This is a genomic window from Tenacibaculum sp. AWR4_210 (assembly GCF_056160945.1).
In genome coordinates this window covers 139,129-163,189 of record NZ_JBSWYF010000010.1, presented here as the reverse complement: position 1 = coordinate 163,189, position 24,061 = coordinate 139,129, and the positions used below count along the sequence as shown (strand labels likewise).

The following is a 24,061-nucleotide window of genomic DNA, read 5'->3' as shown; positions in this document are numbered from 1 at the left end:
GACAGAAGTACGAAGAGGCAGCGAAGTTACGCGATGACGAAAAGAATTTAGAAATGGCCTTGGAGTCAGCGCAGGCGCAATGGGAAGAGGATTCAAAGCTTCACCGAGAAACAGTTACGGAAGAAAACGTGGCTGAGGTAGTATCGATGATGACAGGAATCCCTGTAAATCGCGTTGCAGAAGCGGAGAGCAGCCGTTTGGCTGAATTGCCTAACATGATCAAAGGAAAGGTAATTGGGCAAGACGAAGCAGTGACCAAAGTAGTAAAGGCCATTCAACGAAATAGAGTAGGGTTAAAAGATCCTAACAAACCGATTGGTTCATTTATATTCCTCGGATCAACAGGGGTAGGTAAAACCCAATTGGCGAAGGTACTCTCTCGTGAATTGTTTGATTCGGAAGAATCGTTGATTCGCATTGATATGAGTGAGTACATGGAGAAATTTGCCATTTCTCGTTTAATTGGAGCACCTCCGGGATACGTAGGATATGAAGAAGGTGGCCAGTTGACAGAAAAAGTTCGAAGAAAGCCGTATTCAGTAGTGTTGTTAGACGAGATTGAGAAGGCGCATCCCGACGTGTTCAACATGTTGTTGCAAATTTTAGACGACGGACATATCACTGATAGTTTAGGAAGAAAGATCGACTTTAGAAATACGATTATCATTATGACTTCGAATATCGGGGTACGTAAGTTAAAAGATTTTGGAGGCGGTGTTGGATTCGGAACGACTTCGAAGAAAGAACAAGAAGACGCACATGCGAAGAGCATCATCGAAGGGGCTTTAAAAAAGTCGTTTGCACCGGAATTCTTGAACCGTATTGACGACGTGATCATCTTTAACGCACTTGAGCGTGAAGACATTCACAAGATTATCGATATCGAGTTGAATAAGTTACTCCAACGTATTGGTGACTTAGGATACCAGTTAACGTTAAGCGATGCAGCTAAAGACTATATCGCAGACAAAGGATACGACAAGCAGTACGGAGCACGTCCGTTAAAAAGAGCGATTCAAAAGTATATTGAAGATGCCTTGGCAGAGGAAATCGTCAATTCGAAATTAACAGAAGGAGACGCTATTTTTATGGACTTAGACTCAGAGACCAAACGATTGCGTATCAGTATCGAAAAAGGTGAAAAACCTGAAGAGACACGAACGGAAATTGATGAAGAATAGAAAAAAATAGTTAACAAAAAAATGGATTGCCTCGGCAATCCATTTTTTTTATGTTGTAAGTTGACAAAACACGACTTATAAAAAGCGCTTAATCACGCGCAGTTTGTGTGTGTGTTGTTGGGTGTCTACATTGTAAATACCACTGTGATCCAGCTTATCGATACGCACCTTTCCATGGGCGTGGATAATATTGTAATCGTTCATGATAATTCCGACGTGGGTAATTACGCCGTCTTTGTTATCAAAAAAGGCGAGGTCTCCGGGTTCGCTTTCTTCGATAAAGCTCAGTACTTCACCTTGTGTTGCTTGTTGTTTCGCATCACGCAGCAAATCGTAACCACACAACTTGTACACCGTTTGGGTAAATCCAGAACAGTCGATACCAAAAGGTGATTTTCCACCCCATAAATAAGGGACGTTTAAAAACATATACGCGATTCTTACGATATCGCTTTTTGGCAATGGACCTGCGTTAAACTTCCCTTCGTAGGTATAGCGTTGCTGATTGATTTGGATGCTGTTGTCCTTAAAAAAAGGCAGGTGAGCTCCGAGTGGAATCGTCGTTAAACGATTGGAATTATCCGTGATAAAATCGATCAAATCGCCGGCGTAATGCTTGGCAGATTCTTCGAGTTCTCTAAAATCAGTTTCCGCAATTTCACGGTACTGTTTATTGTCAATATAGCCTTCATAACCATCAAAAGCTAATTTTATTTTGCTCCATTTTTTTCCTTGCTCTAACACGGTGAAATGCTCACCAAAGAGCACTTGATTCACCATTTCAGACAGGTCTGAAGGTTCTAAGCGTAGGGGAACAATACTTAGGTTACAAATTCCGAACATCGACACGAGTTTTACAAGTTGTTAGATTCTTTCAATCACCATTGCACTTGCACCACCACCACCGTTACAAATTCCGGCAGCTCCAATTTTTGCGTTGTTTTGCGCTAAAATAGAGGTCAAAGCAATCACGATACGCGCTCCAGAAACTCCTAATGGGTGTCCTAAAGAAACCGCTCCACCGTTTACATTTACTTTGTCAGCAGTCAGTCCTAAGATTTTCATATTCGCTAAGCCAACTACAGAAAAAGCTTCGTTTAACTCGAAATAATCTACTTCTTCCATTGCTACTCCTGCTTTAGCTAAGGCTTTAGGTAAAGCTTTTGCCGGTGCAGTAGTAAACCATTTTGGCTCTTGAGCAGCATCTGCATATCCTCTGATTTTTGCAAGCGGAGTAATTCCGAGTTCAGCAGCTTTTTCAGCAGACATAAGCACTAGTGCAGCACCACCGTCGTTAATCGTCGAAGCATTGGCAGCAGTTACAGTACCTTCTTTGGTAAAAGCAGCACGTAACGCTGGGATTTTATCCATTTTTACATTCTTGTACTCTTCGTCTTCTGCGAAAACTAACGGTTCACCACGACGCTGAGGTACTTCTACAGGGACTACTTCGTCAGCGAATTTTCCTTCGCTCCAAGCTTTCGCTGATCGCGTGTATGATTCTACTGCGAAGGCATCTTGATCTTCTCTTGAAATTTCGTATTCCGTAGCACAATCATCGGCGCAAACACCCATGGCTACTTTTTGATAAGCATCTACTAATCCGTCTTTTTGCATCCCGTCTTCTAAGGTAACAGGACCGAATTTAGCTCCTTTTCTAGCGTGTTGGTAGTGTGGAATCATACTCATGTTTTCCATACCTCCAGCAACGACTACATCGGCATCACCAAGGGCAATACTCTGTGCAGCTAACATGATAGACTTCATTCCTGAAGAACATACTTTGTTTACTGTTGTACAAGGTACCGTTTCAGGAATTCCAGCAAAAATTGCTGCCTGACGTGCCGGTGCTTGTCCTAATCCAGCAGAAACCACATTTCCCATAAAAACTTCATCCACCTGCTCTGGTGCTAAGTTTATTTTGGCCAAAGCTCCTTTGATAGCTACAGCTCCAAGTTTTGGCGCAGGTACTGAAGATAAGGTACCTAGAAAGCTCCCGATAGGGGTTCTTGCCACTGATGCGATTACTACTTCTTTCATATCTTGAATGTATATTTGCGTTAAATTAAGTCTTGCGAAAATAACTATTTTATGCCAAGTACTCAAATAATATAGAAAGGTTATCTTTACGTTTTAATCAAAAAGAATGAATCGAATTATCAATAGGTTATACAAAAACAATGCAATTGTATACAAAGTACTATTGTTCTTATTTACGGCGGTGGCGATAGTGTATCTTTTTCCGAAAGGAGGGAAGTTCAAATACGATGTGGTTTCGGGAAAACCCTGGCAATACGACAATCTGATAGCCCCGTTTGATTTTGCGATTTACAAAACCGAGGCAGAGATACAGGCAGAGAAAGCACAGCTGACGAGCGAGGCTAAAAAGTACTTCGTTTACGACCAAGAGATTCCCAAAGAAATTCTGAGTGCCTTAAAAAATCAGGTGAGGCAATGGACCTTGTCCGACTCGTTGCGCATACGTCAAAAGGTAGCTTTAGAAAAGCGCGCAAATGCCATTTTACGTCTGATTTATCAATACGGATTTGTCGATAACGAAACCGTAGAAAATCACTTGCAAAACCTAAACGATCTCATAGTAATACGAAAAGGAAATTCTGCAGAAGAGGTGCTGGCCTCCAAGCTAATGCGATCGGAAAAGATACTCCCTACCATACATCAAAAAATTCAAGATTTGTCGCTAGGACATCAGCAATTGTTGCTTGCCAGTTTGGCCAATATTGCACGTCCTAATGTGCGGTTCGATGAAAAATTCACCCAGAAAGAGCTAGAAGCGACCTTGGACGAGATTTCGTATACCAAGGGTAGGGTAGCCAAGGGAGAATTGATTATCCTCAAAGGAGACATCGTCGAAGGGAGGCGTTTGAGCGTGCTGGAATCGTATAAGCAGGCGTCACAGTCGACCATTTGGTCCAAATCGAACTACAACTGGATTGTATTTGGCTATACCATACTCGTTTCCTTGGCATTGCTCATGTTATTGTTATTTTTACAGCGTTACCGTTTGTCTATTTACAACGACAACAACAAAGTGACTTTTATCTTTTTCAACGTATTCGTCATGATTTTAGTTCAGACGATGGTGGTTAAGACCAATTCAGCCTATTTGTACGTCGTTCCGCTCAGTATCCTACCCATAGTACTCAAAGCCTTTTTCGATGCTCGTTTGGGTTTATTTACGCATGTTTTGACGGTGCTGCTACTCGGGTTTATCGTTCCGAACAGTTTTGAATTTATTTACTTGCATATAATTGCGGGGATCGTGACCATTTTGACGGTGTCAGAATTGTATAAACGCGCTAACTTATTTATCTCGATAGGTCAGATTACCCTGATTTACATGGTTACCTATTTTGCTTTTTCGATTATCAAGGAGGGAAATGCCGATCAAATAAACTGGTTGTACTTCGGACTGTTTGCCGCGAATGGCCTGTTGTCGTTTTTAGCGGTTTTCTTTATCTATTTTTACGAAAAGCTATTTGGGTTGGTTTCGGATGTGACTTTGTTGGAATTGTCCAACACGAACTCCAAACTTTTAAGGGAGCTGAACGAGAAAGCACCGGGAACTTTTCAGCACTCGATGCAGGTTGCTAATTTAGCAGAGGCGGCTGCGAATGAAATAGGGGCGAACTCGATGTTGGTGCGCACGGGCGCGTTGTATCACGATATTGGAAAGATGGTTAATCCGATGTACTTTACGGAAAACCAAGCAACGGGTGTTAACCCCCACAACGACTTATCGCCGAAAGACAGTGCGCGTATCATTCTGGATCACGTGATCAAGGGCATTGAGATTGCCAAGAAAAACAACTTACCGGATCGGATTATTGACTTTATACGCACGCATCACGGAACGAATGTGACTTATTATTTTTACAAGCAGGAATTGGAAAACAACCCTAACACGGAGGTAGACATCAAAAAATTCCAATACCAGGGTCCGATACCTTTTTCGAAAGAAACGGCGATTTTGATGATGTGTGATGCTGCGGAGGCGGCATCGAAAAGTTTAAAACAGCCAACGGCACAGCAAATCGACGAATTGATTGACAAGATAGTTGACAAGCAAAAAAGCGACAATCAGTTCATAAATTCGGATATCACGTTTCGGGAGATAGAAAAAATAAAAAAAATTATAAAGAATAAGTTGATGAATATCTACCACTTACGTGTTGAGTATCCAGATTAGCGAAAAAAAACGTCAAAAAAATTTGGCAGATACGTTAATCCGTTATATATTTGCACTCGCAATTTTTAATTCAATAATCGGAAACAAAAATTAAGAATTAAGGAGAGGTGGCAGAGTGGTAATGCAGCAGCCTGCTAAGCTGTCAACGTTTTTCGTTGCCCGGGTTCGAATCCCGGTCTCTCCGCAAACAATTGTAGATGACCCAATCGGGGTGTAGCGTAGCCCGGTCATCGCGCCTGCTTTGGGAGCAGGAGGTCGCAGGTTCGAATCCTGCCACCCCGACACAATGGTCGCGTAGCTCAGCTGGATAGAGCATCTGCCTTCTAAGCAGACGGTCACAGGTTCGAATCCTGTCGCGATCACAATAAGCCTTACTAGTTTTAGTAAGGCTTTTTTGTTTTCTAGAGTTAATAGTATCTGTAGTGTGTTTACTCAAAATAGTGTATTGCTATTCCTTTCTCTAATTATTATCTAGATAAAAGTATTTAAGGTGTCCTTTTAGGTGTCCCACTTTTAAATTCTAGGTGTCCCATTTTTTACTAACATAATAGAGTAAGATATTATGAGTATGAAATTAAGTGTCCTGTTTATATGTAATGGGAGTAAGATTAATAAGAAAGGACTTTGTCCTATGAAGTGTAGAATTACCTATAATAAGAAAAGAATAGAGTTTGCTACAGGATTATTCATTAATCCTAATCATTGGGATAGTAAGAAACAAATGCTTTTAAAGAAAGTAGAAAACTCTAAAATTGTAAATTCAAAACTGAGCCTTATTAGTCAAAAGATTAATGAGGCTTTTTTATTGTTACAATTACAACATAAAGATTTTAGTGTTGATGATATATATAGTCAGTACAAAGGTAAAAATACTAGGGTTGAGAAAACTTTATTAGAATTGTATGATATACATAATGAGAAAACTAAAAAGCTTATTGGAATTGATTTTAAAGAGGTTTCTTGGAGTAGGTATGTTGAAAATAAGAGAAAGGTTGAAAGATATATAAAGTTCAAGTACAAGAAAAGTGATATTAAATTAAGTAAGCTTGATTTAAAATTTATAAAAGATTTAGAGTACTATTTTAAAGTAGAACTCAAACTAAGTCAAGCCACTATAAATAGAAGTTTACAGAGGGTTAGAAAGATTATTCAATTTGGAATAGATGAGAATTATTTAGAAAGAAATCCATTTGCTCTATATAAAGCAACTAGTTATAAAATTGAACTTGTTTATCTATCAGTTCAAGAACTAAAATTATTAGGGCATTCTAGATTACAAGTAACACAGGAGCATTATGCTAGGGTACTCAAAACTAGAGTTAGTACTGAAATTTCTGAGCTTAAAAAGAAGGTATAATGGTTTTTAAATTTAATAGTATTACTGATAACCGTAATGATAAGAATTATTAATGAAATAAATTTGATAATTTTATTATTAAAAAATGTAGCTATTAATGGAATGGGAAAATATTATCCAGATAAGAAAAGATTGGGTAGATAGTGAGTTAACTCACCATTTAACTGAAGAGATTAACTCTAAACTTAGTTTTAGGGTTTATACTATTTTACCATCATCAATTGATTTTAATTTTATTTCTCTTAGTAAATTTTTAACTAAAATTTTACCTCATTATGTTAAAAGTCAAAAAGAAATTGATGCCGAATTGCAAAGAAAAATTAAAAAGAAGGTCAAAGAAATTAAAAAGAAAAATAGTCACTTGTCTTTAAATGAATTGGATACTTTAATAAAGGTTGAATCAGAAAGAACAACTCAAGAAACCTGGTTTGAGATATTTAATGAGAGTAGAAAGTTTTTTAAAAAAAAATCAGAAAAATATATAGGTGGTAAATATGGAGAGCTTCTCCTATTTGCTTTGGTAGAAGGAGTTCTAAAATGCAAAATGATAGCCCATAAGATATCACATTTATCTAATGTTAATGATGAGGTTAAAGGTAGTGATGGCATATTTATAGGGGATTATAAAAATAAAAAAGCTTTGCTAATAGGAGAGTCTAAAGTGATGCAAAGCTTTTCGGATGCTATAAAAGAAGCTTTAGAGTCCATTAATAGGTATCATTCAGATAAAGAACAAGCTCATAATTTAAGCCATGAACTCTTAATCGCTAGAGGGGACATCAATAAGTATGATGATGGAGTAAATGATATAGATGAGTTATATGAAAGATTAGATGTTGAAGAAGATTCATATAGAAAACAAATTTTAGTACATCCAATTCTTTTAATGTATGAAAGAGAGTTTATTCAGAAATTAAAGCTAAAATCAACTTCGCAAGAAGAGTTTATTGAGAAACTAAATAAAATGATGTTGAAAAAGATAAAGGAAAAGAAAAGAGGCATTGAATTAATAAAAGAAAAAGTTAAACAATCTCATTTAGAGCATGTTTTTTTAGATTTCTTTTTGATTCCTGTGGACAAAGTAGAAAGGTTTAGGAATTCATTAGATGATAATTTATTATAAGAATGGTTGATAATAGAATTACTGAGCAAGCATTTAATCACCCAACACTTAAAAGTGTTTTTAATGTATTAACTAATAACTTTATTAATAGTAATAATTTCAATTATACACCTAATCTTAGATTAGAAGTTGATTTTAAGGCTCTGAAGAAAGCAATTTGGTTAGTCTCCATTTTATCAAGTAGTGAGAATGAACTTTATAAGGAAAGAGCTCAAAGGTTTGCTTCTTTATTGTTTTTAACTTTCTCAGAAAAGGATGATAATTATCCAGATATAATTAGGGCTTGTTACGTGTTGTTTTCTAGGTTAGGAAATTTAACAGGAACTAAATTTTTTAAAGGACTTTATGAAAACTGGAGCGCGGAAGTTATTTCAAACCCTATGAACTTGGAGTCAAAATTTGATTTTGGAGAATTACTATCTCTAGAATTGTTGTATCAAAGACAGGATAAAATCATATCTACGTCTAGTTCAAACTATTTAGTAACAGAATTTCAAAAGACACTTTGGAGGAAATTACTTTTAGATAAAAATATATCAGTTTCAGCTCCAACTTCATCTGGAAAATCATTCATAATCAAGCAATACTTAATTGAAAAATTTAACACTTCAAAAAAATTCAATGCTTTATATATTGTACCTTCTAGAGCTTTAATCAATCAAGTGAGCGAGGAGTTTAGAGGGGAGTTAAATGATGGAAAAATTGATATCAAAACAGCTTATATAGATGAGAATGAATCTTTAAATGAGAATCTCCATGAAAAAAGTAAAAGGAAAATAAAGAAAACTCTTTATATTTTAACTCCTGAAAGATGTATCAAACTTCTATTAGCGGATCGAGAGAATAAAATTAAATTGAATTTTATTTTTATTGATGAAATTCAAGGGGTTGAAGATGAGCAGGGAAGAGGAGCTACATTTGAAAATGTTTTTGAAGACCTATCTAGACAATTTAAAAAAGCAAAAATAGTTACTGCTGGTCCTAATATAAACAAACCAGAAAAAACTTTTCAAGAATTGTTTTACAGGGATTCAGATTCTATTCAAACAAGCCTATCCCCAGTTATTCAATTGAAAAAAATTGTTAGACCTATTAATGATTGTAAATTAGAAGTAATTTATAGGGATGGCATTAATTCTTCTCAAATATTTACTATTAATACTACTTTCAATAGTTTATCTCTTTTTAAAATAAATACTAATGGTAGAATACTTCAAGAGGTAATTAATTTAATAGCCCCTAATGACTTAAATTTGATTTATTGTAACAGAGGAGATTATTCAGAAAAATGGGCAAGAGAATTTCAAGAGAGTAAAGAGAATATTAAAAAAACAAAAAGAGTAAAAGAGTTAATTTCCTTTTTAAAAGATGAGTTTAATTCAAAATATTACTTAATAGATTGTTTAAAGAAAGGAATTGCTTTTCATCATGGAAAACTTCCTGATATAATTAGAAAAGAGGTTGAAGAATTATTTCAAATGGGGGATATAGAGTCTTTATTTTGTACTTCTACTTTATTAGAAGGTGTAAATTTACCAGCTAATAATTTATTCATTTTAACACCTAAAAAGAATATTGATGAACTCACAGATTTTGAATTTGGTAACTTAATAGGAAGAGCAGGTAGGTTGAACAAATCTCTTTATGGAACTATTTATTTTGTTGAGAAGCCAAATTATAAAGGTAAAAAAATTGAAGACTATTATGATGCTGACTATAAAAAGGAAATAGAAACCTTTTCTAGTAAATCTCTTCCAATATATGATTTTGAGCACTTGAGTAAATCAATTCATGAGATTGAAGAATTTAAAAAAAATGGAAAGAAAGACTATGCAAAAACATCGAGACAAAAACAAATAACACTTTTTATTAGAAATAAATATGTGAAAAATAACAATGAAATTTTTCAGTATTTAAAAATGAAAGGTTTACCTGAAGTTGTTATTAATGAGAGTTTAAAAGTATTAAGGAAGCAATTAGATAATTTATCTATCCCTAGGTCCATAGTGTTAGAAAATCAATCTATAGATCCAATTTTACAGAATGAATTGTACTTAGAGTTAAAAAATAACTCAGTAAAAAATTGGGTTATAACACCTAATTCAATTTTAGAAAAGAGAAGAAAAAAAGAGGGGGTCGAGATGTTGCCCAATGAAGAGAAACCAATGTTTTGGCAGTTACTAACGATTTTTGAAGGTTTAGATTCTATTTTTAATATTAATAGTGAAATTTTTGAGAGGTACAGGATTGGTAGTGTTAACTCTACAGTCATGGCAATACACGCAACAACTTGGTTACAAGGATTAAGTTTTAAAGAATTAATAGATAGTGATTTAAAATATTATTCTACGGATGAAAGAGTGCCTTTAAATGAAAGGATTAATCCTAATGATGCTAAAGATGTTAATAGCTTGATAAATAGAATTATCAAGATAAACTCTTCTGTTGTAACTTTTGTTTTAGTAAAGTATACAAAATTACTAGTTGATATTTTGAATGTTATTTTATCAGAAGAAGAGAAGGAAACGTATAAAATGACCCTTGGATTACCATTAGCCTTAGAGTTAGGTACTAGGGATAAAAATGTAAAAAAATTAATTTCTAGTGGTATTTCTAGAACAGTTGCAATTAAAGTGGCTAAAAAATATGTAAGTACAGTAGGTAAGAGTGATAGAGAGAAATTAGATATAATCGGTTGGTTATCTCTTCAAAATGAGATTAAGGGATTAAAACCAATATATAATAGATATTTAAAAAGACTAAGATTGTTAAGTGATAAATAAAGAAGATCTGTTTATGATCTCCTTTTTGTTTTTAGGAAAGTGGTATTTTAGGGCTCTTAATAAAAGTTAGTTATGAATGGTGAATTTGAAAATTACCCAATAGAGTTTAAAAAAATAAATCCAGAAGACTTTCCTCAGTTCCTGGTAGGTGAGAAGAGTATTATTCAGCCAAACTCTGAAGGATATATAAATGATGCTATTCAATCTAAAATAGATTTAGAAGAAAAGAATACAGTTGTTATAAACGCTGCTGTGGGACAAGGAAAAACTTATTCAATCATTGAAATAGTTAAGAAATATTATGAATTGGATAGGGATTATTTAATCTTTATAGCATCTCCATTTGTAAGTTTAGTAGAACAATATTATAATGATGTTATAGAGAAAGGAATACCCGAGAATAAAGTCTTTAGATATGAAACTTTAAATCAAAATGAATTGCCAGACTTTACAAGGCAAAGAGTTCATATAGTAACAGCTAATTGCTTGTTGGGTAATCCAGGAGAAGAAGCATTTATTAATTCTAGTAATAAAAGACATTATTTAAAAACATTATCTAATTACTATATAGAATATGGTAAGAAAGTTGTTTTTGTGTAAGCTTCCCAAAGTTAGAACTGCTTAACTGTAGAATTTTCTCAAAATTACAATTGTTTTTAATTCTTTAGGAACTACTCCTTAAAGAATTGATTACTGCGTATTTTATTGGGGGAAAATTCCTAAATACGGGAGGAGATCAAATTTTTAGATACCTTGTTATATACAAGTTATTTTTCTCTACTTGAGATTTTAAAATAGAGTCCAATAATAACGATTGAAATGAATAAGGTTAATTTAACCCAAAAAAGTTTTCTTTGGAGTATCCTCCAAAAATGTCTGTGAATAAATATAATATTAGTGGTATATAAATTATTCTTTTATTCATACTTTTTATTGGTTAGATCTACAATCAGCTAGGTCAGCTTGAGTATTTTTGTTACCATTTCTAAATGGAATTAATATGACTTAAATCTTCTTGTTTCTATATGGGGTCAATCAACATTATATTTCAAAATCTGATCGTTGTATTATTCTAAAAATATTAGTATAAGGTATTTGTAATACCTTCTTTTTCTATCGAAGTAAAATTTCCCAAGCAATAGTACCTTGGTTATTTTCTAATTTACCCAAACCAGCCCATCCTATAGTTTCCTATGTTGAAAGGGATAGTCTATAAATTATCATATAACTACTTTTTTTGGAAGGTATGATGTTTAGGGATTAAAGCAAAATGAAATGTAATAAGAGTACCTTTTTAGGTGTATCGAAGGGGATACTTATGGTTTATGGTGCCTAAGTTGTGGGAATTTCTTTTCGTGATCAAGGTGGTCGGTTGCTGAGGTGCTATGGTGCTCATAAAAAAGCACTTAGGAAGCTGAAAGCATTGTTTCGGAAAGTTTATGTATTGGAAATTAGTAATTTATACTAGTTTGCCGTTATTAACCAAAAAAAAGAATCATGAAAACTTTACACTTAGGAGCTCTTGTACTGGTGGCTTTGCTGGTAGGTTGTACTGCTGAGCAATTGCCAACAGAAGCCAGGGCAAATGAACCTGCTTTGAGCCTAGTTAACAAGAAGAACAAGAAAACACCGAGAGGCATTGTCACTGTTGAACTGGAATTCGGACCTGTTACGGAAGATGGAGAACTGGAGTATTCCGATAAACATTTGATCAAGTATAATTTTGAAGCACCTTTAGAGAGTAGCTCCCCAACATTAAAGATGGTACTTACCAAAGATGCGAAGACCAAAGAGGAAGTACAGGTCGTTATTCATACTGGAGGTGTGGATACTCCTCCTGTACAAGGACTGGTCATTACATGGCCAGGATACGTTTTTGATAATGCTACCAATTGTTATGTATACGGGTACTATTCGTACGACACAGACACCGGACAAAGTTCTTTCACCACTGCCGATTTGGCTACTCAATCTACTATGAACAATTGTAATTACGGAGATATAGCCTAATAAATAAGGGGACGATTATTTGAGTGCCCCAATCTTATAAAAATCAAAAGCTTTACCGAATGGGGTAGGGCTTTTGTTTTTTAAGGAAGCAAGACTCTGTGTTTTTTCATTTACAGTGGAAGTATCCGTATAAATTTTTTAGGGAGTTTTGCTGTTATTTTTATTGGTTTGGAGGTAAAGGGATGGATGAATTCAAGCGTAGAGGCATGCAAATAGAGTCCATTTCCATTTAATAGTAACCCATCTAAAAAATAGGTTTTATCTCCCAGAATAGGAGTGTTGTTGGCGAGGAGGATTTTGAGAAGCCTTTTCGCGCTTTAAGACATATAGTAATGAAAATTTGAAAATTGTGTTTTATGATCATTTCTTAATAAATCGTAGATTTTGGTCATTTTATTGAAGATTATGGTTAGTTGTACTTGAGAGGGAGACAATAATTTTGCAGTCTAAATAATTTAAAGATACTTATTAAGTAGAAAACGATAATGATGAAAAGAACAGCAATAAAAGGTAGATTCATAATTTTGACAGCTACTGTAATCGCAATATTAACTGCTATTTCACTAGCTTTTGCTAATAAAAAAGAGGAAAAAAGTCCAAGTATACATCAAAAACCAATGGCCGTTAAAACGGCAAAACCTCTATTTGAAAAAATCAAGGAATGGGATGAATACACAGGAAGGTTTGAAGCAAGCAATCAGGTAGCGGTTCGTGCTAGAGTAAATGGTTATATAGAAAAGGTTAATTTTAAAGATGGTCAAATTGTAAATAAAGGAGACGTGCTCTTTATTATTGATCAACGTTCATTTAAAATTGAATTGCGTAAGGCTATGGCGAGATACGAGCAAATTCTTACCGTACAAAAACAAGCACAAGATAATTTTAATAGAGTACAGTCTTTAAAGGAATCTGGGGCGGTGTCACTGGAAGAGTATGACCGTAGGGCTCAAGCCTTAGCTGCTGCAAAGGCAAATGTTCAATTAGCCGAAGCCACCGTTGCGGCTGCGGAGCTAAATCTTGAATTTACCAAAGTCAAAGCCCCTATTAAAGGACGCGTCGGTCGAGATTTTGTAAACAGAGGAAATTTAATTAATGGAGGAACCGCCAATGCGACACTATTAACAACTATTGTAACAACAAATCCCATATACTTTTATTTTTCCGAAAGTGAAGCAGATTTTTTAAAGTATACCCGTCGATCAAAAAACGGCAAAACTACTGCTATGCGTACTGCAGAACAACCGGTTCTGATTAAACTACAAGATGAAACTAGCTATCAACACAAAGGGGAAATGGACTTTATAGACAATCAAATTGATAGGAATACAGGAACTATTGAAGGAAGAGCAATTTTAGAAAATGACGATTACTTGCTAGAACCCGGAATGTTTGGCAAAGCTAAAATTGAAGTGAGTGATGAACACGAGGCAATTATGATTCCCGATGAGGTTATTGGAACAAATCAATCTGTTCGTTTTGTGTATGTCGTAACCAAAGAAAATAAAGTGAAATCAGTAAATGTTGAATTAGGACCTTTGCACAGTAATGGACTTCGTATTATTAGAAAGGGTTTATCTCCAAACGATGTATTAATTATCAATAATATTCAAAAAATTCGCCCGGGAATTACGATTGCTCCAACAGCCTCTTCTCTTACCGAATAACTAAACATTAAATAGTAATTATAAAGTCATCTCTGTATAGCTACGGAGACAGGCATTCTGATGCCTAAAATAAAGTAAACAATCATGAAAATAAGTCACATTTTTATAAAGAGACCCATATTTGCAGCAGTACTAAGTATCTTAGTAGTCATTGTAGGTAGTTTAGCTTATATTTCGCTTCCAGTATCGCAGTTCCCAGAAGTTGCTCCACCTACGGTAGAAATCGTTGCGGCATATCCTGGAGCTAGTGCTAAAACCTTATCGGAAACTGTAGCGACTCCTTTAGAACAAGAAATTAATGGTGTCGAGAATATGCTGTATATGACCTCGCAATCTTCTGCTGATGGGGTAGTAACTATTCAGGTCACTTTTGAGTTAGGAACAGATTTAGACAAGGCTCAGGTTCAAGTTCAAAACCGAGTAGCGCTTGCTGAGCCTCGACTACCAGAATCGGTACGAAGACTAGGAGTAACTACGAAAAAAATAGCACCTGATATTCTAATGGTGGTCAATATGTACTCTCCAAACAAAACTTATGATCAGATCTTTATAGCCAATTATGTAACGCTACAACTCAAAGATCAATTATCTAGAATAAAGGGAGTGGGAGAAATACGAATTTTTGGTGCTTCCGAATACGCAATGCGTATCTGGCTCGATCCTGATAAAATTGCCAATATTGGCATGACTGCAGGAGAAGTTGTAGCGGCACTCCGTAGCCAAAACGCGCAGGTAGCAAGTGGTACTCTTAACCAGTTGCCGTCTGGTTCTCAAACTGCTTTTGAGGTGAACATTCAAACACAAGGAAAACTAGTACAGCCTGAAGAGTTTGAAAATATTATCGTAAAAACCAATGGAGATGGTCGTATCGTTCGTGTAAAAGATATAGGACGTGTAGCGCTAGGAGCTCAAAATTATGCCACGAAGGGTTATCTGGGCAAGAACCCTGCAATTGCAATGCCTATTTTCCAACAACCCGGGGGAAATGCACTGGAAACTTCTGCTAAAATCAAAGAAAAAATGGCTGAACTTTCGCAGTACTTCCCAGAAGATCTTGCGTATAAAATAGCCTATAATCCTACAGAATTTGTGCAAAAATCTGTTGATGAAGTATATCATACTATCTTTGAAGCTATCTTATTAGTGGTATTTGTAATTCTATTGTTTTTACAATCATGGAGAGCGGCGATTATTCCTATTTTGGCCATTCCTGTATCTTTGATAGGGACATTTGCGGTTATGCAGGCCATTGGATTTTCATTGAATAATTTAACACTTTTTGGATTGGTGCTTGCGATAGGTATTGTGGTAGATGATGCTATTGTAGTAGTAGAAAATATGGAGCGTTATCTTAAGGAAGGACTTTCTCCGCAAGACGCTGCAAAAAAAACCATGGATGAAGTAGGGGGAGCTTTAGTGGCAATAGGCTTAGTATTAATAGCGGTATTTATACCAACTACTTTTTTAGATGGAATTTCTGGACAGTTTTATAAACAATTCGGATTGACTATTGCAGTAGCAACGGCCATTTCTGTATTTGTATCCTTAACCTTGAGTCCTGCGATGGCAGCACTTTTGATGAGGCATGAGGATCCCACAAATAAGAAAACGGCATTTTACTTAAAACCTTTTTCCTTCATAGGCAATGTGTTTAACAAATTTATGGATACACTGGCTTCTAGGTACGGGAATAGTGTTCGTAAATTGTTGAGAACTAGTGTCCTTGTGATGTTGGTGTATGGAGGGCTAATAGCACTAACAGGAATTCAATTTAATAAAGTCCCTACAGGGTTTGTTCCTGCAATGGATCAGCAGTATTTTATCACAGCCATCCAATTACCTCCAGGATCATCTTTGAGTAGAACTGATGAGGTAATCAATGAGGCATTAGATATCATGCTAGAGGTTGATGGTGTAGAGACAGCCATTTCTTTTACTGGTTTTGATGCTGCCTCTTTTACCAATGCATCTAATACAGCTGCTATTTTTGTGACTTTAGAAGACTTTGGTGTTCGGGAAAAAAAGAACATCGATTATCACGAATTGATGAACACACTGCGCAGTAAAATGGCTCAAATAGACGATGCATTTATAGTGGTTATTCCACCGCCATCAGTTGCAGGAATTGGGAATGCTGGAGGGTTTAGAATGATGGTACAAGACAGAGCCAACTTAGGAACAGATGCTTTGATAGCTGCTACCTACAAATTGGCGGCTGCAGCCAATGAAGATCCAGCACTGAACAATGTATTTACGTTTTTTGACAACCAAACCCCGCAATTATATTTAGATATTGATCGTACCAAAGCCCAACAATTGGGGGTTCCTGTTAATCAAGTATTCGAATCGTTAGGAGTATATTTAGGATCTGCTTTTGTCAATGAGTTTAATTACCTCGGAAGAACCTATAGAGTTACAGCACAGGCAGATGCACCTAACAGGTTAACACCAGATGATATTTCGAGAATTAGAGTTCGAAACAATCAAGGAGAAATGGTACCCCTAGGAACCATAAGCACCCAAAAAAATATCGCTGGACCTGCTAGAATCCCCAGATTTAATCTATATCCTGCAGCTTCATTAGTGGGAGATATTACACCTGGGTATAGTACCAGTGAAGCATTGAACAAAATGGAAGCGTTAGCGAATGAAATTTTACCACAAGGAATATCTTTTGAATGGACAGAAATGGCTTATCAACAAAAACAAGCTGGAAATACTGCTTTTATAGCCTTTTTACTGGCTGTTGTTTTTGTATTCTTATTACTCGCTGCACAATTTGAAAGTTTGATCCTTCCACTGGCTGTTATTTTTATAGTTCCAATGGTATTACTTTCTGCGATGATAGGAGTTGATATGGCTGGGTTGGACAATAATATTTTAGTCCAAATTGGACTTGTCGTGCTGGTAGGTTTAGCGAGTAAAAATGCAATTCTAATTGTGGAATTCGCGAAGCAATTAGAAGATCAGGGAACTAGCTTAAAAACAGCTGTTATTGAAGCTGCTCGTTTGCGATTGCGTCCAATTCTAATGACTGCATTAGCCTTTATACTCGGCGTGGTACCGTTGGCAATAGCTACAGGAGCTGGGGCTGAAATGCGGGTTTCATTAGGGATTTCCGTGTTTAGTGGTATGCTAGGAGTCACCTTGTTTGGACTGTTTTTAACTCCCGTATTCTATTACTTAGGAAGAAAATTAACCGCGAAGAAAAGACGACGTAGCTAAAGCATTTACTTAACATATTAAATTAATAGATCTTTCTATTTTGATACTTGTCATATAGAAGTAGTTAATATACTCATAATGAAAAAAATAATTTTACTCATAAATCTCTCGTTGTTGCTGTTTTCATGTGGAATAACCAAAAGAGATTTTAAGAAAAAAATAGCCATCCCGGTAGATAAAAACTATCTAAAAAGCGATGAACTATTTAAAGCGAGCGCCCCAATTACAACATGGTGGGAAGCATTTAATGATACTACGTTGAATACGCTTATCCAAAAAGCAAGAATCAATAACCTAGATATTAATACAGCAACGGCAAATTTATTTGCTGCAAGAGCTTTGCTCAAAGGAACTAAGTTTGATCAATACCCAACACTCACAACCAATGGCAACTTTACTCGCACTCGATTGGGTGAAAATGTATTTGTCCAAGGGGTGAACCCGACTTTCAATACGTATAATGCGAGTTTTGATGCGGCATGGGAGCTCGATTTTTTTGGAGGGGTTTCTGCTAAAGTGCAACAAGCATATGCTATTCAGAAAGTAGCGTTGGCAGATATGCAAAGAGTATACGTTAGTATTTTTGCTGAAGTAGCAAGAAATTACATCGCCTTGAGAGGAACCCAACACCAATTGGATATAGCACGACGTAATTTGAAAGACCAAATAGCAACTTACGAACTTACAGAACAACTGTTTCAAGTAGGAAGAAGTAGTAATCTAGACACTACTAGAGCAAAGGCGCAATTGGAAAAGACAAAAAGTAGCCTTCCAATACTAAAGGCAAAAATAGCAGCCATAGAAAATCGTCTTAGTATACTTATAGGGGAGGAGCCTGGGAATTTAGGAGCGCTGCTTACATCGAAAAAGAATTTGCCCAATTTGCCAAAGACAGTACTAACAGGAAGGATAAAAGAATTACTGCGCAGAAGACCTGATATCAGAATCGCTGAAGCCAAATTGCAACAACAAATAGCTAAATATAATATCTCAGTAGCGACGTTGTACCCTCAAATTAGTTTTAATGGGAGTATAGGCTTTTCAGCAGTAGATTTCTCTAATTTTGGTAAACAAGAATCTTTTACTTGGAGTATTATGCCAAATATTCATTGGGCTGCATTTAACCTAGGGCGTGTTAAGAAGCAAATTAATCGCGATGATGCACTGACGTTAGCGGCACTACAACAGTATAAAAAGACTGTATTAACAGCCTTGGAAGAAATTAGAACCGCTATGAATAATTACCAGCAACAACTCAAGCAAAGAGAGTTTCTTCGCAGTTCTGCGGCAGCAAGTGCTCAATCAGCTAAATTTGCCCGTGAAAGATACAAAGCAGGCTTAGACAGTTTTATTGATTATTTAAATGCAGATCGTATCTTGTTACAGATAGAACATGAGCTCGCTACTAGTGAAATGCTCACGGCAACATCTTTAATAGCCATTTATAAAAGTTTAGGAGGGGGTTGGGAGATTATCAGTGAAGAAGTTAGTGCGCAAAAATTTGAACGTCTCAAACATACGGATCAAACGAGAAGGTAAGTCCTAAACAAGCAGTGACTCTAGTCCTACTAGAGTTACTGTTTGATAACGATGCTAGCGTTTTTCAGTATTATCAGGCCGTTGTTGTTCGTAAATAGTAAATTCTAGTTTAAATTATGTCAGAAAGAAGAATACCAGTGTATGCCACAAGTAATGAATTACATGCAGCGACAGGCTTTGATCACAGAAGTCATATTGACGGGTTTGATATATTTACCATTGAATCATTAGAGCCCTCGAGTGTAAAATGCATGCCACCTTACCGTCAAGGGTTTTATCAGGTAGGGATTTTAAAAAACATAGGCGCTCAAAGTAAAATTAACTTAAATACCGATTCAATAACCTTACAGGATAGTCCTTTGTGGTTTGTGGTACCTGGTCAGGTTTTTTCTTGGATTAGAGATGTCAAAAACAAAGGGCACCACATACAATTTCAATTAGAGTTTTTACCTGAATACTTGCAAAAAAATCTAATTAAAGAATTTCCTTTTTTTAAACTTTCTGAAAACAGTGTTTTTTTAATGACAGATGAAGAGAGAATATCTCTAGAAATTGACATGGAACGCATGCTTACTATTTACAATACAGAACATCCTTATCAAGAGAAAATGTTGCAAGCAATGTTGGTGGCGATGTTATACAATTGTAAAGCGATTTTTGAACGTTACAAAACGAAGGAAGGCAACTTGTCGAGAGGACAAATTTTGGTGAAACAATTTCAGCAACTGGTAGACAAAATGTATTTAGGGACACGAGTGGTTAGCAATTATGCAATAGCGCTAAATGTTACACCTAATTACTTGACAACTATTGTAAAGGAAGTGTCAGGGAAAACAGCTAAAGAGATTATTCATGAACGAATTTTCTTGGAAAGTAAAAATCTACTTCTGTATTCGGAATACAACATAAGTGAAATTTCCTATCGATTAAATTTTCAAGAACCTACTCATTTTACGCGTTTTTTTAAAAAATATACGAATGAAACACCGAAACAGTACAGAGAAAAACATATGTGATTTCGATAATTTAAGTGAGTTCGTTTATTGATGTTAGCCGCCCTACTAACGAAATAGCGTCTTCAAATATCTTATGAAATTTGTATGTACAACTAATAAGATGTAGATTTGTACTCAAAAAGGATGTAGATGAGCGAATCGAAAAATACCTTTCAAGAATGTTGTCTTTATTTTACAGTGAACTCATTGTCAAGGCATATTAGTGCGATGGCAGAAGAGTCCTTTAGAATTACAGGGTTATCGCCATCATATGCACATTTAATGCTTTTACTTATCAATGATCCGGGAATGGGACAGAATGAGTTGAGTAAGAAAATGAATGTAAAGGCATCAACAATGACGCGATTAATAGATAAACTCATCGTGATGCGTTATGTTGAACGTCAACAACAAGGCAGAAATGTATTTGTATTTCCAACGGAAGAAGGAGTGAAATTAAAAGAAAAGCTCAATGAGGCTTTATCTGATTTGTTTGGGAAGTATTGTAAAGTATTGGGGAAAGATTTTGCCGTACAATTAACAGCGGATATTCATAAAGCCAACGAGATATTAAAATAAGTAAACAACGATAAAAAGTTGTTTTTTTTAAAACTTAAAATTGTATGTACAACTAATTGTTTTAGGGATGAAAGCAATACTAATGTTGGAGGTCCGGCAGACGCTTATGCAGGTTTAGGATATAACCAATTTCAAGTCAGAGAGCTTTTGTGCTTATTTGAGTACTTGAGTATTTGAATATTTGTTGAAAGTCAATTGTTTAACTCGCTATATATGATTGTAGCATGGTATGTACAAAAATTAAGAAACCTATACCAATGAAACGAATTATAGGCATGTAAAAGAAAACTGGGAAATGAAAGTTACAGACGAAGGAGGTCTAAAAATCCATAAATATTTAGTAAAAGAAGTATAAAATATATATAATGAAAACACCTAAAATTATAACTGTTGTGTTATTGTCACTGGTACTATTTAGTTTTAAAAACTTAAATTCAGTAAAAGTTTTTGAAAAGCAGTTGGTCAAAGTTGGGATGGGCAAACAGAAAATACTATTCGTACTTACAAGTCATAAAGAAAAAGGAAATACTGGAGAAAAAACAGGGTTTTATTTAAGTGAAGTGAGTCATCCTTGGGAGGTTTTAACAGAGGCAGGATATGAAATAGATTTTGTTTCTCCTAAAGGAGGAAATCCGCCAGTTGACGGATTCGATTTAAAAGATCCTATAAATAAAAAACTTTGGGAAGATAAGATATATCGAAAAAAAATTGAAAATACTTTGAAGCCCGAGGAAGTACATCCGGAAGACTATGTTGCCATCCATTACGCTGGAGGACACGGTACTATGTGGGATTTTAAAGAAAATCAAGAATTAGCAAAAATAGCAGCTAAAATTTATGAAAATAACGGAGTAGTGAGTGCCGTTTGTCATGGGCCTTCTGGGTTATTAAATATCAAATTAAGTAATGGGAAGTATTTAATACAGGATAAAAAAATAAATGGCTTTACCAATGAGGAGGAGCGTTTAGTAAAATTGGATAAAGTTGTGCCTTATCTTCTAGAGGATGCTTTGAAGGAAAGAGGTGCGAAATTTGAATTTTCAGCTCCTTGGCAAGCTCATGTCACCGTTGACCAAAGAGTAGTAACAGGTCAAAATCCGCAATCTGCACATGGAGTAGGAAAGGCCATTTTACAAGAGCTTAAAAACTTAGAGCTGGTGAATGAATTACCTGATTTGCATCAGGCTATAATAGAAAATGATGAAGCAAAAGTACTTGAACTGATTAAAAATGGAGCTGATATCAATCAGTTAGATAAACGAATGGGAAATGCGCCTTTGCATATAGCCGCTCAGTTAGATAATCCGAAAATGATTAAAATTTTAATCGATAACGGTGCTTTTGTCAATTTACATACACCACATGCAGGACATACGCCATTAATGGTGGCAGCTTGGTATTCTAAAGCAGAAAACATCAAAGAGTTATTAAAGGCCAAAGACATCAATATCTATGCAAAATCACCTTTTGGAGGCAGAATGGCAAGAGATGTCATAGGCGGATTTGACCAAAACCAAACGGAGGAGGAAAAACAGCGTTATGCAGTACTTACTGCTATTTTTGATGCATACGAAAAACAACTAAAGGAGAAGATTGAAAATCAAAAAGTCTATCAAGTAGTCATAGACAATAAATTATCTGATCACGAAAAATCTGAAAAGATCAAGGCACTGATTGCCTCAGGTGAGTCAGTAAATACCGAATCGTACATTGTTGGTAGCGGTAACGATAAACATTCCCCATTATTAGTAGCTGCACGTAATAACTATCCAGAAACCGTAAAGGTATTACTAGAGGCAGGAGCAGCTATTGGGCAACGAGGATATTTAATGAATGCGATTGCCTTTCATAAAGCTGGATACATGGGGAATGCAGAAATTATGAAGATGTTGGTTGCTCATAAAGATGCTCAAAAATACATCAATGATCAAGGGTTGAACAATGGATATACACCCTTACACGATGCTATTTGGCACGGGAATACTGAGGCTGCCAAACTATTAATCGATGCCGGTGCTAGACTAGATTTAAAAACCTACGAGGGTGATACACCTTTAGATTTGGCAAAGCGTTATAACTATCAAGAGATTGTTAGGTATATAGCAAAGAACTCCGCTAACTAATACTTATGATTATACTTACTGTAAAAGCAAGACCAATCCAAGAACACAAGCAAGACTTTATTAATGCTTTTCATGAAATAGTTGATGAAGTACATAGAGAAGAAGGCTGTTTGGAGTACGAACTGCATCAAAGCACTAGGAATCAGAATGATTTGTTTCTTTTTGAGCGTTGGGAATCCAAAGAAGCACAAGAAAATCATATACAAACAGCACATATGATTGCTTTTTTTAAAAAAATTGAACCTTGGTTTGTTCAAGAAACAGCAATGAAAGTTTATGAAGTTCAACGATACTAAATTTGATATAGTTAATGAAATCAAATTGTAAGATAGCCTTAGTAACAGGAGCGAATAGAGGTATTGGCTTTGCCATAGCCAAAGGTTTGCTGCAAAAGGGACATACCGTGATTGCTACAAGTAGATCGGAGGTAACAGGAAAAGCAGCGGTACGTAAACTTTCCGCTTTTGGAAATGTTGTCTATTGTCAATTAGACGTAAACGATCCAAAGAATATTCAGGATTGTTACCATTTTCTTGAATCGACTTATGGAAAGTTGGATATTTTGGTAAACAATGCTGGTATAAATTATGATACTTGGCAGACTGTTGAAGATGCTGACTTAATAGAAGTTAGAGAAACATTAGAAACTAATTTTTTAGCCCCTTGGCAACTAACGCAAAACTTATTACCCTTATTAAAAAGAGCAACCAGTGCCAGTGTTGTAAACGTGAGTAGCGGAGCGGGATCATTGAGTTCACAGACAGGAGGAACACCTGGTTACAGTTTATCTAAGTTAGCATTAAATGGTTTAACACTGCAATTGGCTAATCGATTGAAACCCTATAATATTTTGGTAAATTCAGTGTGCCCAGGTTGGGTACGAACTGCCATGGGAGGAGATAGTGCGACTAAAAGTCCGGAAGAAGGAGCAGATACAATCGTATGGGTAGCTTTATTTGAAAATGGAGATCCCACAGGAAAGTTTTTTAGAAATAGAGAAGAAATACCTTTTTAACTGTAAGGTGTTGAAAAAGCCTTTGTAGTGTTGGTATCGATACTCGTACTAGAAGTGTTGATTGTTTAAGGTAAATAGGGTACAGATAAGAAAATTTTTTACAGAAGAAAATACAAAAGTAGGAGGAGTTCAGGTTGGAAATGTAAATTGTGTAGACTTGTTTCATGTGGAGGTCAATCAATGGTATAGAGATCTATGAAACTGGAGGTAATATTTTAGGCATGGCGTTTACGGTACCTAAAAGTCAAATAGTAATA

17 protein-coding genes and 3 tRNA genes are annotated in these 24,061 nt (G+C 35.6%); 18 read left to right on the top strand and 2 right to left on the bottom strand.

What is annotated here, in order from left to right:
• On the top strand, positions 1–1,181 hold a 1,181-nt coding region (locus ACXAG7_RS17110; protein ID WP_476667585.1), incomplete at its 5' end, for an AAA family ATPase.
• Between the two features lie 75 nt (positions 1,182–1,256).
• Here the strand turns inward: ACXAG7_RS17110 and ACXAG7_RS17105 are convergent.
• Positions 1,257–2,024, bottom strand: a complete 768-nt coding sequence (locus ACXAG7_RS17105; protein ID WP_408044771.1) for a C40 family peptidase — start codon at positions 2,022–2,024, stop codon at positions 1,257–1,259.
• A gap of 21 nt (positions 2,025–2,045) precedes the next feature.
• Entirely contained in the window at positions 2,046–3,221 is a 1,176-nt protein-coding gene (locus ACXAG7_RS17100) for an acetyl-CoA C-acyltransferase (RefSeq protein ID WP_408044770.1), read from the bottom strand.
• Positions 3,222–3,327: 106 nt separating this feature from the next.
• Between ACXAG7_RS17100 and ACXAG7_RS17095 the strand changes: the two genes are divergently transcribed.
• The 17 genes from ACXAG7_RS17095 to ACXAG7_RS17015 all read left to right on the top strand — a co-directional run bounded on the left by ACXAG7_RS17095 (position 3,328) and on the right by ACXAG7_RS17015 (position 23,804).
• Positions 3,328–5,391 carry an HD family phosphohydrolase gene (locus ACXAG7_RS17095; RefSeq protein ID WP_476667584.1) on the top strand — a complete coding sequence of 688 codons (2,064 nt, stop codon included), beginning with the start codon at positions 3,328–3,330 and terminating at the stop codon, positions 5,389–5,391.
• A gap of 101 nt (positions 5,392–5,492) precedes the next feature.
• Positions 5,493–5,575 (top strand) — tRNA-Ser (locus ACXAG7_RS17090).
• 23 nt (positions 5,576–5,598) lie between these two features.
• A tRNA-Pro gene (locus tag ACXAG7_RS17085) sits at positions 5,599–5,673 on the top strand.
• 6 nt (positions 5,674–5,679) lie between these two features.
• Positions 5,680–5,753, top strand: a tRNA-Arg gene (locus ACXAG7_RS17080).
• 206 nt (positions 5,754–5,959) lie between these two features.
• A complete protein-coding gene (locus ACXAG7_RS17075) occupies positions 5,960–6,748 on the top strand; it encodes a phage integrase SAM-like domain-containing protein (protein WP_476667583.1) in 789 nt (262 codons plus the stop codon).
• A gap of 97 nt (positions 6,749–6,845) precedes the next feature.
• Positions 6,846–7,871 carry a Hachiman antiphage defense system protein HamA gene (locus ACXAG7_RS17070; protein ID WP_476667582.1) on the top strand — a complete coding sequence of 342 codons (1,026 nt, stop codon included), beginning with the start codon at positions 6,846–6,848 and terminating at the stop codon, positions 7,869–7,871.
• A 2-nt stretch (positions 7,872–7,873) separates the two neighbouring features.
• Complete coding sequence (locus tag ACXAG7_RS17065; RefSeq protein ID WP_476667581.1) at positions 7,874–10,654, top strand: DEAD/DEAH box helicase; 2,781 nt, start codon at positions 7,874–7,876, stop codon at positions 10,652–10,654.
• Between the two features lie 72 nt (positions 10,655–10,726).
• The gene (locus ACXAG7_RS17060) at positions 10,727–11,254 is read left to right on the top strand and encodes a DEAD/DEAH box helicase family protein (protein WP_476667580.1); all 528 of its coding nucleotides are present in this window, start codon (positions 10,727–10,729) and stop codon (positions 11,252–11,254) included.
• 897 nt (positions 11,255–12,151) lie between these two features.
• Positions 12,152–12,664 carry a hypothetical protein gene (locus ACXAG7_RS17055; RefSeq protein ID WP_476667579.1) on the top strand — a complete coding sequence of 171 codons (513 nt, stop codon included), beginning with the start codon at positions 12,152–12,154 and terminating at the stop codon, positions 12,662–12,664.
• Between the two features lie 485 nt (positions 12,665–13,149).
• Complete coding sequence (locus tag ACXAG7_RS17050; protein ID WP_476667578.1) at positions 13,150–14,328, top strand: efflux RND transporter periplasmic adaptor subunit; 1,179 nt, start codon at positions 13,150–13,152, stop codon at positions 14,326–14,328.
• Positions 14,329–14,412: 84 nt separating this feature from the next.
• Positions 14,413–17,553, top strand: a complete 3,141-nt coding sequence (locus ACXAG7_RS17045) for an efflux RND transporter permease subunit (RefSeq protein ID WP_476667577.1) — start codon at positions 14,413–14,415, stop codon at positions 17,551–17,553.
• A 78-nt stretch (positions 17,554–17,631) separates the two neighbouring features.
• A complete protein-coding gene (locus ACXAG7_RS17040; RefSeq protein ID WP_476667576.1) occupies positions 17,632–19,092 on the top strand; it encodes an efflux transporter outer membrane subunit in 1,461 nt (486 codons plus the stop codon).
• A 116-nt stretch (positions 19,093–19,208) separates the two neighbouring features.
• Complete coding sequence (locus ACXAG7_RS17035) at positions 19,209–20,108, top strand: helix-turn-helix domain-containing protein (RefSeq protein ID WP_408044760.1); 900 nt, start codon at positions 19,209–19,211, stop codon at positions 20,106–20,108.
• A 129-nt stretch (positions 20,109–20,237) separates the two neighbouring features.
• Positions 20,238–20,666 carry a MarR family winged helix-turn-helix transcriptional regulator gene (locus ACXAG7_RS17030; RefSeq protein WP_408044759.1) on the top strand — a complete coding sequence of 143 codons (429 nt, stop codon included), beginning with the start codon at positions 20,238–20,240 and terminating at the stop codon, positions 20,664–20,666.
• A gap of 365 nt (positions 20,667–21,031) precedes the next feature.
• Positions 21,032–22,789 (top strand): ankyrin repeat domain-containing protein, encoded by a 1,758-nt coding sequence (locus tag ACXAG7_RS17025; protein ID WP_476667575.1) that lies wholly within the window; start codon positions 21,032–21,034, stop codon positions 22,787–22,789.
• A 5-nt stretch (positions 22,790–22,794) separates the two neighbouring features.
• Positions 22,795–23,085 (top strand): putative quinol monooxygenase, encoded by a 291-nt coding sequence (locus tag ACXAG7_RS17020; protein ID WP_408044757.1) that lies wholly within the window; start codon positions 22,795–22,797, stop codon positions 23,083–23,085.
• Between the two features lie 14 nt (positions 23,086–23,099).
• Positions 23,100–23,804, top strand: coding sequence for an SDR family oxidoreductase (locus ACXAG7_RS17015; RefSeq protein ID WP_476667574.1), 705 nt, complete (start codon positions 23,100–23,102; stop codon positions 23,802–23,804).
• The last annotated feature ends 257 nt before the right edge of the window (positions 23,805–24,061 follow it).